Raw genomic sequence first — 13,570 nt, forward strand, 5'->3', positions numbered from 1 at the left:
GTACTGCAGGGGGGACCCTGTGGGAGAGTAGGACGCCGCCGAACAATTATTCCGGGAAAGCCCCGTGCCCTTGTGGCACGGGGCTTTTCTGCGTTTCCGGGCCTTGTTTACGACCCCTTCCCCGAGCCCGGGGAACGGGCCCGGAGACAGGTCCGGAGATCGGGTCCGGACCACCACGTCAGCGTGCGTTCACCAGCCGGGTGTCGTACGCCAGGATGACGGCCTGGATGCGGTCCCGGGACCCGGTCTTGGCGAGGATGCGGGTGACGTGCGTCTTCACCGTGGACTCGGCGAGGTGGAGGCGGCCGGCGATCTCGTTGTTCGTCCAGCCCTGTCCGATGACCGTGAGGATCTCCCTCTCCCGCTCCGTCAGCGAGGCGATACGCGGGTCCCCCGTGGCCGGCAGGGCACCGGGTACGGCGGGCAGGTGGTGTACGTAGGCGTCGAGGAGCCTGCGGGTGAGGCTCGGGGCGACGACCGCGTCACCGCTGGCGACGGCCCGGATGCCGGAGAGCAGCTCCTCCGGCAGGGCGTCCTTGACGAGGAAGCCGCTCGCACCGGCCCGCAGGCCGTCGTAGGCGTATGCGTCCAGGTCGAACGTCGTCACGATGAGGACGCGGGTGCGGGTGCCCGACGCGATGATCCGACGTGTTGCCTCGATGCCGTCGAGTCCCGGCATCCGGATGTCCATCAGGACGATGTCCGGGCGGTGGTGGGCCACCAGGCTCACGGCTTCCGTGCCGTTGGCCGCTTCGCCGACGACCGTCATGTCGTCCTGGCTCTCCAGCAGCATGCGGAAGCCGAAGCGCTGCATGGCCTGGTCATCGGCGATGAGTACGGTCGTCACGGTGATGCGTCCTCCAGGGGAAGGCCGAGTCGTGTCTGCCAGCCGCCTGCGGGGAGCGGGCCCGCTTCGAGTGTGCCGTCGTAGAGGGAGGCGCGCTCCCGCATTCCGTTGATGCCCCGTCCGGTGCCGGACGCTTCGTCCGCGGGAGCTGACCGGCGGCCACCCGTGTCCGTGGTCCGTACCTCGAGCCCGGTGGGCGTGTAGGTGAGCGTGACCTCGGCGGTTGCGTCCGGCCCCGCGTGCTTGAGGGTGTTGGTGAGGGATTCCTGCACCACGCGGTAGACGGCGAGCTGGCGCCCGGGTGAGGCGGAGTGGGAAGGGGGCTCGCCCTGGACGGTCAGCCGTACGGGAAGTCCCGCCTCCCGTACGCCCTTCAGCAGCGCGTCCAGGTCGGTGAGCGACGGCTGGGGCGACAGCTCGGCGGCGGGGACGGGATCGCGCAGGACTCCGAGTACGCGTCGTAGTTCCGCCAGGGCCTGGCGGCTGGTGGTGCCGATGGCTTCGAGTGCCTGGCCGGCCCGTTCGGGGTTCCTGGCCGCGGCGTACGCTCCGCCGTCGGCCAGTCCGGTGATCACGGACAGGTTGTGCCCGATGATGTCGTGCATCTCCCGGGCGATGCGGGTGCGTTCGGCGGCTGCGGCGAGCTGGGCCTGCTGATCGCGTTCGCGCTCCAGCCGGTGGGCGCGTTCGACGAGTGCCTCGGTGTACTCCCGCCGGGTGCGTACCACGAGGGCCAGCAGCGCGACGAAGGCGAATCCCCAGAGGTAGGAGACCAGTTGGCGGTCCGTCGTGCCCGGTATCCATATCGCGCCCCCCGCAGCGGGGAGGCACATCAGCAGCCCCGACCAGGCCAGGGACTTGAAGGGCAGCCGGAGGCCGATCGTGTAGGCGGGGATCAACTGGAGGAAGGCGGCCTGGACGACGGCGCCCGTCCAGATGTTGACCAGGGAGACGGGCGCCATGACGACGAGCACGGTGACGGGGTGGCTGCGGCGCCACAGCAGGGGCACGGAGAAGCACAGGCTCATCAGCAGGACCAGGAGTTCCGGTGCCTCCACGTTGCGGGCGACGGACCGCCAGCCGCCGGTGGCGTAGTCGAGCACCGCGACGACGACCCAGAAGCTGGTGACCGTGAGGTCCCACAGCACCGGCCGGCGTCGGTCGAGGGCGCGCATCCGCTGGATGAGGGCCTGGACGTACAGGGTCGGCGCAGCGGTGCCTGTGGTCAGGTGCCCGGGCTGCGGGCCGGCCTCGTCGTCCACCTTGCGGGATCTCCGTCGGTCCGTCACAGCAGCGTCCTACCGTTCTGTTACGCGTCTCGGCGGCGCAGGAGTACTGCCGCTGCCCCCAGGGAGGCCGCTGCCCAGAGGCACAGGGCGAGCAGGGCGGGTCCGGTCGCCGCGGTGCTCGGGATGGGCGTCGCCGTGCCGAGCGCCCCGGCGGCCTGGGTGGGGAAGTACTTCAGGGCGCTGTCCACGGCATCGTACGGAAGCATGCCGAGCACCTCGGGGAGAATCAGGACGCAGCCGATGTACGCCCCGATGCTGCCGGGCACGGAGCGGAGGGCGGCGCCGAGGCCGAGGGCGATGAGGCTGAGCAGGGTGATGCCTGCCGCGTTGCCCGTGATCGCCCCGAGGACGCCGTGGTCGGTGAGTCCGGCGGCCTGGTCGGTGTCCCGCAGGAGCAGCTGGGCGGCCAGGAAGGTGATCAGCGCGGTGGCGAGCATCCAGGCGAAGGCCACGACGGCGAACACGGCCGCCTTGGCCCACAGGACGGGAAGCCGGCGGGGTACGACGGTGAGTGAGGCGCGGATCATCCCGGTGGAGTACTCGCCGGCGGTGACGAGGATGCCGAGGACGGTGACGCACAACTGGCCGATCAGGGTGCCGTAGAGGACGAGGACGACGGTGTCGACGTCGGAGTCGCCGCCGTCCGACGTGTAGGTGGCGCCCATGAGGAGGCCCACGCCGAGGACGACGGCCGACGCCGACAGGAGCGTGATCCAGGTGGAGCGCAGGGACCAGAGCTTGTGCCACTCGGAGCGCAGGACGCGACGGGGTGTGACGCGGTACGGAGAGGGGGCGGTGGCGGTGGTCATGCGTGGGCTCCGGTCAGGTGTGTGGTGGTCCGGTACTCGACGGATTCCTGGGTGAGGTCCATGAACGCCTGCTCCAGGGAGACGGCCTGCGGGGTGAGTTCGTGGAGCGGGACGGCGTGGGCGGCCGCGGTGCGGCCGATGTGGGCGGCGTCGGTGCCGTGGACGGTCAGTTCACCGGTGGCGCCGGTGGTGATCCGCACACCGGGGCCGGTGAGCAGGGTGCGCAGGGTCTCCGCCTGCGGGGTGACGACCTTGACCGACGCGCCGCCGGCGGCACGGGTCAGTTCGGTGACGGTGGTGTCGGCGAGGAGTGTGCCGCGTCCGATGATGACGAGGCGGTCGGCGGTGAGCGCCATCTCGCTCATGAGGTGGGAGGAGACGAGGACGGTCCGGCCCTCCGCCGCGAGGGAGGTGAGGAGGTTGCGGATCCAGAGGACGCCCTCGGGGTCCAGCCCGTTGACCGGTTCGTCCAGGACGAGGGCCGCCGGGTCGCCGAGGAGCGCGGCGGCGATGCCGAGCCGCTGCCCCATGCCGAGCGAGAAGCCCTTGATCCGCTTGTGGGCGGCTCCGGTGAGGCCGGCCAGGTCCAGGACGTGTTCGACGCGGCTGCGGGGGATGCCGTGCGTGTGGGCGAGCGCCATGAGGTGGTTGAAGGCGGTGCGCCCCGGATGGACGGAGCGGGCTTCCAGGAGGGCCCCGACCTCGGTGAGCGGTGCGGGATGGGCGGTGTAGTCGCGGCCGCCGATGGTGGACCGGCCGCTGCTGGGGGCGTCCAGGCCGAGCAGCATGCGCATGGTGGTCGACTTGCCCGCGCCGTTCGGGCCGAGGAACCCGGTGACGGTGCCCGGCCGGACGGTGAAGTCGAGGCCGTGGACGACGGTGGAGTCCCCGTAGCGCTTGGTGAGTTCGTATGCCCTGATCATGCTGTCGACGCTACGGAGCGGGCGCGTGGCGGTCGTCCGACCGCGGGCTCCGACGTGAGGCCCGTCGTAGTACCGGGGTACGACGCGAAGCGCTCGGGTTACGTGGGCGGCCTGCCCTCGATGACGGGGGCCAAGCCGTCGAGGAGGGCTTTGAGGCCGAGCTCGAAGAGGGTGTCGAGGCGGAGGTCGTAGCCGTCGCCGAAGGAGGAGACCACTTTAGCGAAGGTCGGGAAGCGGCCGGAGTCGACCAGGCCCTTGAGGGCGTCGCCGCGGCTGTCCATCCACTGGTCCTCGTCCTGGCCGGTGGTCGCCGCGGCGTGTGCCTCCCGTTCCAGGTGGACGGCCAGCCCCTGTACGTGGCTGTAGAGCAGCACATGGATGTCGAACAGCGTGGTGGTGTCGAGGCCGTGGCCGTCGAGGGCGCTGAGCGACCATTCGCCGTGGACCATCAGGTTGGGGAGGAGCAGGGGGCGGGTGAGCGAGGAGAGCTGGGCGAGCCAGGGGTGCCGCCTGTGCAGGGTCCACAGTGTGCGCGCACCGAGCTCCAGGCGGGCGCGCCAGCCGTCCGGAGCCGTCGCGGGGTAGAACTGTTCGCCGAACGCGCTGTCCGCCATGAGCAGGATGAGATCGTCCTTGCCGGTCACGTACCGGTACGGCGACATGGCGGCCACGCCGAGCCGGGCGGCGATCCCGCGCATCGAGAGGGCGGCGAGCCCTTCGGCGTCGGCGATGTCGACTGCGGCGCGCACGATCCGTTCCAGTGACAGGTCGGGCTCGGTGGGCGTGGTGACGGGCGTGACGGACCGCCGTCCGCGGGCCGGGACGGTGGGCGTGGCGACGACGGTCCCCGCGCGCGGCTTCGTCTCGACGATCCCTTCCAGCCGGAGATGCGTCAGGGCCTTCGTGGCGGTGGCGAGTGCGACGCCCCATTCCCTGGCGATGTGGCGGGTTGAGGGGACGCGTTCTCCCGGGGCCAGTTCGCCCTGCTCGACGCGTCGGCGGATCTCGGCCGCGATGCGGAGGTACGGCGGCCTGTCCGTGCCGCCTGTGGTGTTCGTCACAGCACTTGCCCTTCTTCTTCTGTACTAGAGCAGCCGGTACCGGCAAGGTCGTTGTCCGCGCGTGAACTGCCCTAGTACAGAGATGGAAACAGCCTGATGGCGGTCGAGGCGCGTACGCCGTACGTTCAGTTGAGTACATCGTATGAGAGGAGCTTCTGATGCGCACTGTTCTCATCTCCGGTGGCGGTATCGCCGGACCCGCCCTGGCCTACTGGCTGCACCGCCACGGCTTCGCGGTCACGGTCGTCGAACGGGGGCCGGGGGTGCGGCCCGGCGGGCAGGCCGTGGACGTCCGGGGTGTCGCGCTCGACGTGATCGAGCGGATGGGGCTGCTCGACGAGGCGCGGCGGGTGCGTACCCGCATGCGCGGGATGTCGGTCCTGGATCCCGAGGGGAAGGAGATCGAGCGCTCCACGGAGACGGCCCTCAGCAGCGGCCGACTGGACAGCGACGACATCGAGCTGCTGCGCGAGGATCTGGTGCGGATGGTCTTCGAGTGCACGCGGGGAGACGTGGAGTACCTCTTCGGGGACACGATCACCGCACTCGACGAGGACGCCGCCGGTGTACGGGTGGACTTCGCCCGTGCACCGTCCCGCACCTTCGACCTCGTCATAGGGGCGGACGGTCTGCACTCGACGGTACGGCGCCTGGTGTTCGGGCCCGAGGAACGCCATGCGCACCATCTCGGCAGCTACCTGTCGGTGTTCAGCGCGGACAACTTCCTCGCCCTGGAGGACTGGCAGGTGTGGCTGCGCGACGGTGACGTCGGCTTCGGCATCATGTCCGTCCGCGACAACACGGAACTCAGGGTGGCGTTCGGGTTCGTGTCCGGTCTGCTTCCCCGGGACGCCGACTCCCTCCGCCTCACCATCACGGAGCGGCTCGCGGCGCTGCGGTGGGAGGGACCGCGACTGGCCGAGGCCGCTCGCAACGCCTCTGACTTCTACTGCGACGCCATGGCGCAGATCCGGATGGACCGCTGTTCCCAGGGTCGCGTGGCCCTGCTCGGCGACGCCGGATACTGTCCTTCGCCGCTCTCGGGTCAGGGCACCAGCCTTGCGCTCGTGGGCGCCCATGTCCTTGCCGGCTGCCTGGCCCAGGCCCCCGGCGACCACATGGCCGCCTACGCTCGCTACGAGGAGCGGATGCGTCCCTTCGTCGCTCTGAACCAGTCGCTGGTCACCGAGAACCCTGGCGGGCCCGCTGCGGAGGCCTCGGTGGAGCATGCCAAGAACGCCCTGTCGCTGGACGGCTGACGGCCGGGTGTGTGTCGTTTGCCGGGGCAGGGGCGACAGGGCACGATCGGCGGATGGACTATGTGGTGCGTGCGGTGCGGGCCGGCGAGTGGGAGCGTGCCCGGGAGATCCGGTTGGCCGCGCTGCGGGACCCGGCGGCCCCGATCGCGTTTCTGGAGTCGTACGAGGACGCGAGGGTCAGGCCGGACGTGTTCTGGCGGGAGCGGACGGCGGGCGCCGCCTCGGGGGAGCATGTCCGTCAGTTCATCGCCGAGGCGAGCGACGGACAGTGGGCGGGGACGGTGTCCGTGCTCGTGGAGCGGCCGGCGTCCGAGCCAGGCTTCGGAGAGGCGGCCGAGGTTGATCAGGCGCATCTGGTGGGAGTGTTCGTACGGCCTGGGCACCGGGGGCGGGGCGTGGTGGACGCGCTGTTCCGCGAGGCGATCGACTGGTCATGGTCGTTGGCGGGCCCGCCGCTGGTGCGGGTGCGGCTCTACGTCCACGAGGCCAACACCCGTGCCGCGAAAGCCTACCGTCGGATGGGCTTCGCCCCGACCGGCGGGACGCTTCCCATGCAGGGCGATCCGACGGCTCAGGAGCTGGAGTTCGAGATCCGTCGCTGAGCGCCGGGGGGTTGGGCGGACGGTCAGCGCCGCCCCGGTGCGGGCAGGGGCTCACGCCAGCGGGCGCGGGCCTGTTCCTCGGAGCGGAGCAGGACCAGGGCGGGCATCCCCTGGTCCTGGCCGGTCGACAGCAGCTCCGGGAGCTGGGGAAGCGGAGCCACGGCGGCGACGTCGTCGAGGACGAGCGTCATTGGTGGGTCGAGCCGACCGTCGGTTGACCGTGCGGCCATGCGGCGGCCGTGCTCGACCACGTGCGAGGCGAGTGCGGTGAGCAGGGGCATCGCACCGGGGTGGTGGCGGGGATCCTCGATGGGTTCACCGACCAGATATAGCGTTCCCCCTTCGCGTGCAAAAGAATCCAGTACGAGCGCATCGGCTCGGTTGGGTGTGCACGCTTCTCGGATGTGGACCGAGGAGAGGGCCGCGAAGGCCCGCACGGTCAGTTCCTGCGCCATCTCCCGGCGTTCGGGGTAGGCGGTGAGCGCGGACTCCAGGAGGCCGGCGATCCCGGAGGCCGCCTTGGGGTGTGTGCGGAGCAGGCGCACCGGTTCGTGGCCGCCGGCCCCGGAGGCCCAGCGGTGGACCTGCCTGAAGGGGCGCCCGTCCACGGCGGCGGCGTGCAGCCAGCACTGGAGGAGGGTCTGCGCTGTGTCGGCGACGGCCGCGTCGATCCTGGCCAGGGGGCGGACCGGGGTGAGGAGCGCGGCGGCCCGGGAGGCCGCGGTGGCGGGGTCCTCGCAGCCGGTGGTGGGTGACCAGTGGAGACGGGCCGGCGTGTCGCAGAGGTGGCCAGGGTCGTAGACGGGGACGGGGCCGAGTTTGCTGCGGGCGTCCTTCGTCTCGGCCCAGACGGTGGGGTCCGACGTCACGACGAGGGCGGGGCCGTCGGCGTCCCGGATGGCCTGGACGACGGTGGGGCGTCGCTCGGCGGAGGCACCGTAGAGGACGTGCGGCGCGCGGGGCGTGGGCACCAGCGGGAACGGCTCGGGCGGCGCGTACGCGGCGGGCGGACCTGCGGGGGCGGGCTCCGGGGCGTACGGAGCGGGGGTGGTCGGCGGGGCGTAGGCGGCGGGGTTGGTCGGCGGGGCGGCCTCGAAGGCTGTCGTGGCGGGAGCAGGGGCCGCCTCGACGGGCCCGGGCTCCTGGATACGCGGCCGGGTGCGCACGGGGTCCGGTCCGGTCCAGTACGGTGCCGGGGCCGCCTTCCGCTGCTGCCGCATGAGGCGCCGGCGCGTCACCACACCCAGCACGAACACCGACAGGACCAGCAGCACCATCACCTCGCCGATGAGCAGGCCCCAGAACAGCCCGTACCCGGAGAGCGCGCCGGGCGGGGTGTCGGGCCACGCGCCCGCCAGGTCCGTCGGGTCGGCCACCAGGGCGCGCAGGGCCAGCGGCGTCCGCATGAACGTGACGCCGTCGGGCCAGCCCCCGTGGGCGAACAGCCCCGCCAGGCCGGTGGCCGTCCAGGCCAGGACCATCAGCGCGAAGAGGAGGGCCAGGAGACCGACCAACAGGCCGTCAGGGATGCCGCCCTGTCCTTCGCCGCCGCGCCCCGTACCGGTTGGTGCCTGGCGTGCCATGTCATGCCACCGTTGACTCGGACGACTCGTTCAGCCGCTGCTGGTGCTCGATCCGTGCCGCTCGCTGCTCCGCCTCCAGCTCCGCGGCGCGCACGTCCTCGGGGAGCAGATCGACGGCGGAGCCCTCGGTCATCGCCCGGTCGGTGAAGACCAGGGGTCGTTCCGCCTCGGTGATCAGGTGTTTGACGACCTGCACATTGCCGTTGACGTCCCAGACGGCGATGCCGGGGGTCAGCGTCGGGATGATCTCGACCGCCCACCTGGGCAGGCCGATGACCTTGCCCGTCGCTCTGGCCTCGTCCGCCTTCTGGGCGTAGATCGTGCGGGTGGAGGCCATCTTCAGGATGGCCGCCGCTTCCTTCGCGGCGGCCCCGTCGACGACGTCGCTGAGGTGGTGGACCACCGCCACGAAGGACAGCCCGAGACGCCGGCCGAACTTCAGCAGGCGCTGGAAGAGCTGGGCGACGAAGGGCGAGTTGATGATGTGCCAGGCCTCCTCGACGAGGAAGATGCGCTTCTTCCGGTCGGGCCTGATCCAGGTGTGTTCCAGCCACACGCCGACGATCGCCATGAGGATCGGCATGGCGATGGAGTTGCGGTCGATGTGGGAGAGGTCGAAGACGATCAGCGGCGCGTCGAGGTCGATGCCGATCGTGGTCGGGCCGTCGAACATGCCGCGCAGGTCACCGTCGACGAGCCGGTCCAGGACGAGGGCGACGTCCAGGCCCCAGGCGCGGACGTCGTCTATGTCCACGTTCATCGCTTCGGCGGACTCGGGCTTCGGGTGGCGCAGTTGCTCGACGATGTCCATCAGGACCGGCTGCCGGTCGGCGAGGGTGTTGTTCACGTAGGCGTGCGCGACCTTGAGGGCGAAGCCGGACCGCTCGTCGAGGCCATGGCCCATGGCGACCTCGATGATCGTGCGGAGCAGCGCGAGCTGCCCCGTCGTGGTGATCGACGGGTCGAGCGGGTTGAGCCGGATCCCGTCGTTCAGCGCGGCCGTCGGGTCCAGCCGGATGGGGGTGATCCCCAGTTCCTCGGCGATGAGGTTCCACTCGCCCACGCCGTCCTCGCCCTGGGCGTCCAGGACGACGACCTGACGGTCACGGAAGCGGAGCTGGCGCAGCACGTACGTCTTCTCCAGCGCCGACTTCCCGTTGCCGGACTCGCCGAGCACCAGCCAGTGCGGGGCGGGGAGCTGCTGCCCGTACAGCTGGAACGGGTCGTAGATGTAGCCCTTGCCCGAATACACCTCACGCCCGATGATCACGCCGGAGTCGCCGAGGCCGGGCGCGGCGGTGGGGAGGTAGACGGCCTGGGCCTGGCCCGTCGACGTACGCACCGGCAGCCGGGTCGTCTCCACCTTCCCGAAGAGGAAGGCGGTGAAGGCATCCGACAACGCGGACAGCGGATCTCGCATGGCGTGACTGCCCTTTCGTTAGCGTCGGATGCCGGTGGCGAACGGCAGGGTGTTCACGAAGGCGCGGTGGTGCTCACGGTCGCACCACTCCAGCTTCAGATAGGACTTGCCGGCCGAGGCGCGGATCGTCCGCTTGTCGCGGGCGAGGGCCTCCGGGGACCGGGACGACACGGTGATGTACCCCACCAGATTCACCCCCGCCGCGCCGCTCGCGAGATCTTCACCCCGCTGGTCGAGCCGGCCGTGGGCGGCGATGTCGCGCGGGTCGACCGTGCGGTTCATCTTGGCCTGGCGGCTGGCCTCGGCGTCGTCGTTGGTCTTCTCCGTCAGCATCCGCTCGATGGCGATCTCGGTGGGTTCGAGGTCCATGCAGACCGCGACCGTGCGGATCACGTCCGGCGTGTGGACGAGGAGAGGGGCCAGGAAGTTGACGCCGACCGGGGTCATCGGCCATTCCTTCACCCAGGCCGTGGAGTGGCACCAGGGGGCGCGCGTCGTCGACTCGCGGGTCTTGGCCTGCAGGAACGTCGGCTCGACCGCGTCCAGCTCGGCCGGCCAGGCGTTGCGCTTCGTCATCGCCTGGATGTGGTCGATGGGGTGGTCGGGGTCGTACATCGAGTGCACGAGCGAGGCCAGCCGGCTCTGGCCGAGCGGCTGGCGGACCCGGATGTCGGCCTCGGCGAGGCGGGCGCAGATGTCCGTCAGCTCGCGGGCCATGACGACCGCGAGCCCCGAGTCGCGGTCGATCTTGCGGCCGCCGTGGGGGCGGACGGCACGGGCCATGGCGTTGGCCTCGGCGGCCAGGTCGCGGCTGTAGTGCATGCACGCCACGAGGTAGGCACGGTGCTGCTCGCTGGAGGTGGAGACCATCGACTGGAGCTGGTCGTAGGAATCCTGGAGCCAGCCGGGCGCGGACCTGTCACCGCGCTGGGCGACGTCCTTGGCGTGCGCGTCGGGGTCGGCGGGGAGGGTGCGGGCGAGCATCTGGAGGCGCGTCACGAAGCCGTCGCCGTTGGCCACGTGCTTGAGGAGGGTGCCGAAGCGGTCGACCAGGGCCTCCTGGTCCTCGCTGTCGCGCAGGCCGACGCCGGGGCCCTCGATCTCGATGGCTGCGGTGACCGTACGCCGGTCCGCGTGCAGCAGCACGGCGATCTCGTCGGGGCCGAACGGCGCTGCGAGCCAGCTGATCCGGCCGATACCGGGCGGTGGCCCGATCTCCACCTCCCGCCCGTCGGCGCTGACTCCGGCCTCCATGGCGGCGGAGCGGTAGGCGGTGCCGCGGCGCAGGGTCCGCTTGAAGCTCCGGTTGATCTCGAACCACTTGTAGAACGTGCGGCCCTTGTAGGGGACGTACACGACGGCCAGGGCGAGCATGGGGAAGCCCACGAGGGACACGATCCGCAGGGTGAGGGCCGGGACGAGGAGGCCGCTCATCATGCCGAGGAACGCCCCGGCGATGATCAGCGCGATCTCGCCCGTCTCGCGGTTCTTGCCGACGATCGCGTTCGGCCGGGCCCGGCCGATGAGATACGTACGGCGGGGCGCGATCGTGTGGGACTGGATCGTCAACGCCCTCCACCTCCTGTGCTCGTGCTGCCTGTGCTGCCTGAACCGCCTCCGCGCGGGGAGCGGCTGCCGTGGGGGGTGCCGGAGGTGGGTCCGGACCCGCTGCGGGGCGAGGGCGCGGCGGAGCCGCCACCGCCGCCCGGGTTGCGGGAGCTGTGTGCGGCGACACCGCCGCTGACCGGGTTGGCGGGCCGGGCACCGCCGCCCCCGCCTTCACCGCCGCCTCCGCGGCCGCTGTGCGTCTTGATGCCCTGGGAGACGAGTGCGGCCGGCGAGCTGATCATCGCGGCGGCCTGGGAGCCGTCGGTGGCCTGCTTGCGGTTGGTGCGGGCGCCCTGGATCTCGTCGCCGAAGCCGGGGACGAAGCGGTAGATCATGGCCGAGGCGAAGATGGCCAGCAGGATGATGGAGAGCCCGGAGACGACCGCGGAGAACGCGTTGGGCCCGTCGTCCGCGGAGAGTGCCCCGGCGAGCCCGAGCACGATGACGATGACCGGCTTCACCATGATCACGGCGATCATGATGCCCGCCCAGCGGCGGACGTGGCCCCACATGTTCTTGTCGACGAGCCCGGCGTACACGACGACACCGAGCAGGGCGCCCACGTAGAGCAGAGCGGCCCTGATCACGAGCTCCAGCCACAGGATCCCGGCGGCGAGGATCGACACGAGGGAGACGACGATCAGCATGACCGGGCCGCCGCCGATGTCGTCGCCCTTCTTGAGCGCCTCGGCGAAGGACCCGAAGAAGACGTCGTTCTGTCCGCCCGTGGCGGCTGAGATGACCTCGGTGACACCGTCGGTGGCCGAGACCACCACGTACAGGATCAGCGGGGTGAAGGCGGACGCCAGCACCGTGAGCCAGAGGAAGCCGACGGCCTCGGAGATCGCGGTCGTGAACGGCACGCCCCTGATGGCGCGCTTGGCCACGGCGAAGAGCCACAGGACCAGGGTGAGGATGGTGGAGGCGGCGAAGACCACGCCGTACTGCAGGCGGAAGGTCGAGTTGGTGAAGTCGACCGTCGCGGTGCTGTCGACGGCCTTGCTGAGCTCGCGCACGAGGTACGAGGCGGCGTCGGCGCAACCGCGGGCCAGGGAGGAGAGGGGGTCCAGGGCGTCGTCGGTGGTGGGGGGTGTGGAGCGGTCGGCTCTGGCGGAGTCACCGTCGACGCAATATTCCTTTGCAGGGCCAATGAGCAGGTCGCAGGGACTGTTGCTTCCGCTGGGCGTGGGGGTCGGAGAGGGTGCAGCAACGGCCCGTGTTGCAGTGAGGACCACAGCTGTTTGCACGGCAGCTACTACAGCGAGGAGCGAGCGGAAACCAAGCCGATGACTACCTGGCATAAGTGAAGCCTCCGTACTCCTCGACAGCCTTGCTGATCTCGTCCGAAGTGGAAGCAGCGACATCACCAGGCACCGGAGCTGGGCCGTCCTTCTGCTTGTCGCTCGTGATCTTCCAGTCCCCATCGACCCACGCGAGCTCAGCAGTCCAGGTCTTCCAGGAGGTGCTTACAGGGTCCGTTGACCCTGGCCCGGACATGCCGATCAGTCCCGTATACCAAACATCCACCGTGGCAGTGGTAGTGCTGTAGGCAACTGTCTTGGTGCCTACCGGGATCGTTCTGGAGACGAACGTGCTGCCTTGCGGAGCCCTGCCGCTGGCGTCCAGTCCCATGTTGCTGAGGAAGTCGGCGGAGTACGCCGAGTCCTGGGGAGCTGTGAGTTCAGCTGCGGCCTTGGACGTGTAGATCGTGTTCACGATGTCGTGACGACTGTCTTTGTTGAACATGTCCACGGACCCCAGCGCTACCGCGTAATTCGCCGCCGCGCTCTGCGCCCCCTGCTCGTCGTGCGCGAAGCCCGACGCGATCGTCCCGTTCTTGCCCTGGACCGGCTTCGTGCCGGTGGCCGCCGTGGGGCCTGCCCCCGCCGCGTCCGACTTGGGCTCACCGCCGCCGCTCGAGGAGTCGCCTCCGCCCTGGTTCGCGAACGCGATCGCCGCGATCAGGAGCACCACGACGCCCACCACCATGATCAGCGAGCGGGAGTTCCGGGCGGGGCGGCGTCCGTAGCCGTCTTCGTCGCCGCTCCGGTGCATGCGCGTGCGTGTCTGGCGCGTCCCGCCGAGGGTGCTGTACGGGTCGTCCGTGTGCCCTGCCGGCTCATTGCCGCCGTATCCGCGCTCGTCGCCCTGACTCATCCCGCGCACGCC

General features: G+C 70.6%; 12 protein-coding genes. 2 read left to right on the forward strand and 10 right to left on the reverse strand.

Annotated elements, in window-relative coordinates; translation table 11 throughout:
• Positions 1-178 precede the first annotated feature (178 nt).
• The 5 genes from ACIRJR_RS31750 to ACIRJR_RS31770 form a co-directional block, all read right to left on the reverse strand.
• Entirely contained in the window at positions 179-847 is a 669-nt protein-coding gene (locus ACIRJR_RS31750; RefSeq protein WP_403787038.1) for a response regulator, read from the reverse strand.
• A complete protein-coding gene (locus ACIRJR_RS31755) occupies positions 844-2,136 on the reverse strand; it encodes a sensor histidine kinase (RefSeq protein ID WP_403787040.1) in 1,293 nt (430 codons plus the stop codon). Before ACIRJR_RS31755 ends, ACIRJR_RS31750 begins: the two co-directional genes overlap by 4 nt.
• A 20-nt stretch (positions 2,137-2,156) precedes the next feature.
• Complete coding sequence (locus ACIRJR_RS31760) at positions 2,157-2,945, reverse strand: ABC transporter permease (RefSeq protein ID WP_403787042.1); 789 nt, start codon at positions 2,943-2,945, stop codon at positions 2,157-2,159.
• Complete coding sequence (locus tag ACIRJR_RS31765) at positions 2,942-3,868, reverse strand: ATP-binding cassette domain-containing protein (protein ID WP_403787044.1); 927 nt, start codon at positions 3,866-3,868, stop codon at positions 2,942-2,944. The genes ACIRJR_RS31760 and ACIRJR_RS31765 overlap by 4 nt, the downstream gene beginning before the upstream one ends.
• A 98-nt stretch (positions 3,869-3,966) precedes the next feature.
• Positions 3,967-4,929 carry a TetR/AcrR family transcriptional regulator C-terminal domain-containing protein gene (locus ACIRJR_RS31770; RefSeq protein ID WP_403787046.1) on the reverse strand — a complete coding sequence of 321 codons (963 nt, stop codon included), beginning with the start codon at positions 4,927-4,929 and terminating at the stop codon, positions 3,967-3,969.
• Between the two features lie 158 nt (positions 4,930-5,087).
• Here ACIRJR_RS31770 and ACIRJR_RS31775 point away from each other — a divergent pair, with 158 nt between their 5' ends.
• Positions 5,088-6,188, forward strand: coding sequence for an FAD-dependent monooxygenase (locus tag ACIRJR_RS31775; protein WP_403787048.1), 1,101 nt, complete (start codon positions 5,088-5,090; stop codon positions 6,186-6,188).
• Positions 6,189-6,241: 53 nt separating this feature from the next.
• Positions 6,242-6,790, forward strand: a complete 549-nt coding sequence (locus tag ACIRJR_RS31780) for a GNAT family N-acetyltransferase (protein WP_403787050.1) — start codon at positions 6,242-6,244, stop codon at positions 6,788-6,790.
• A 23-nt stretch (positions 6,791-6,813) separates the two neighbouring features.
• Here the strand turns inward: ACIRJR_RS31780 and ACIRJR_RS31785 are convergent, their stop codons facing one another.
• From ACIRJR_RS31785 to ACIRJR_RS31805, 5 genes are read right to left on the reverse strand one after another with little or no spacing between them, the layout of a single operon-like run.
• On the reverse strand, positions 6,814-8,373 hold the full coding sequence (locus tag ACIRJR_RS31785; RefSeq protein ID WP_403787052.1) for a type VI secretion protein: 1,560 nt from the start codon (positions 8,371-8,373) through the stop codon (positions 6,814-6,816).
• 1 nt (position 8,374) lies between these two features.
• A complete protein-coding gene (locus ACIRJR_RS31790) occupies positions 8,375-9,793 on the reverse strand; it encodes an ATP-binding protein (protein WP_403787054.1) in 1,419 nt (472 codons plus the stop codon).
• Between the two features lie 18 nt (positions 9,794-9,811).
• Positions 9,812-11,362 (reverse strand): SCO6880 family protein, encoded by a 1,551-nt coding sequence (locus ACIRJR_RS31795; RefSeq protein ID WP_403787056.1) that lies wholly within the window; start codon positions 11,360-11,362, stop codon positions 9,812-9,814.
• Positions 11,359-12,702: a hypothetical protein gene (locus ACIRJR_RS31800; protein WP_403787058.1), complete on the reverse strand. Its 1,344-nt coding sequence runs from the start codon at positions 12,700-12,702 to the stop codon at positions 11,359-11,361. The genes ACIRJR_RS31795 and ACIRJR_RS31800 overlap by 4 nt, the downstream gene beginning before the upstream one ends.
• The gene (locus ACIRJR_RS31805) at positions 12,692-13,558 is read right to left on the reverse strand and encodes a hypothetical protein (RefSeq protein ID WP_403787060.1); all 867 of its coding nucleotides are present in this window, start codon (positions 13,556-13,558) and stop codon (positions 12,692-12,694) included. The genes ACIRJR_RS31800 and ACIRJR_RS31805 overlap by 11 nt, the downstream gene beginning before the upstream one ends.
• Between the last annotated feature and the right edge of the window lie 12 nt (positions 13,559-13,570).

This window comes from Streptomyces sp. NPDC102402 (genome assembly GCF_044765765.1).
GTDB lineage: Bacteria > Actinomycetota > Actinomycetes > Streptomycetales > Streptomycetaceae > Streptomyces.

Bases quoted from the DNA above. Each gene is read 5' to 3' on its own strand.
- ACIRJR_RS31800 (WP_403787058.1), bottom strand. From the start codon at position 12,702: ATGCCAGGTAGTCATCGGCTTGGTTTCCGCTCGCTCCTCGCTGTAGTA.
- ACIRJR_RS31785 (WP_403787052.1), bottom strand. From the start codon at position 8,373: ATGGCACGCCAGGCACCAACCGGTACGGGGCGCGGCGGCGAAGGACAG.
- ACIRJR_RS31805 (WP_403787060.1), bottom strand. From the start codon at position 13,558: ATGAGTCAGGGCGACGAGCGCGGATACGGCGGCAATGAGCCGGCAGGG.
- ACIRJR_RS31790 (WP_403787054.1), bottom strand. From the start codon at position 9,793: ATGCGAGATCCGCTGTCCGCGTTGTCGGATGCCTTCACCGCCTTCCTC.
- ACIRJR_RS31780 (WP_403787050.1), top strand. From the start codon at position 6,242: ATGGACTATGTGGTGCGTGCGGTGCGGGCCGGCGAGTGGGAGCGTGCC.
- ACIRJR_RS31760 (WP_403787042.1), bottom strand. From the start codon at position 2,945: ATGACCACCGCCACCGCCCCCTCTCCGTACCGCGTCACACCCCGTCGC.
- ACIRJR_RS31765 (WP_403787044.1), bottom strand. From the start codon at position 3,868: ATGATCAGGGCATACGAACTCACCAAGCGCTACGGGGACTCCACCGTC.
- ACIRJR_RS31775 (WP_403787048.1), top strand. From the start codon at position 5,088: ATGCGCACTGTTCTCATCTCCGGTGGCGGTATCGCCGGACCCGCCCTG.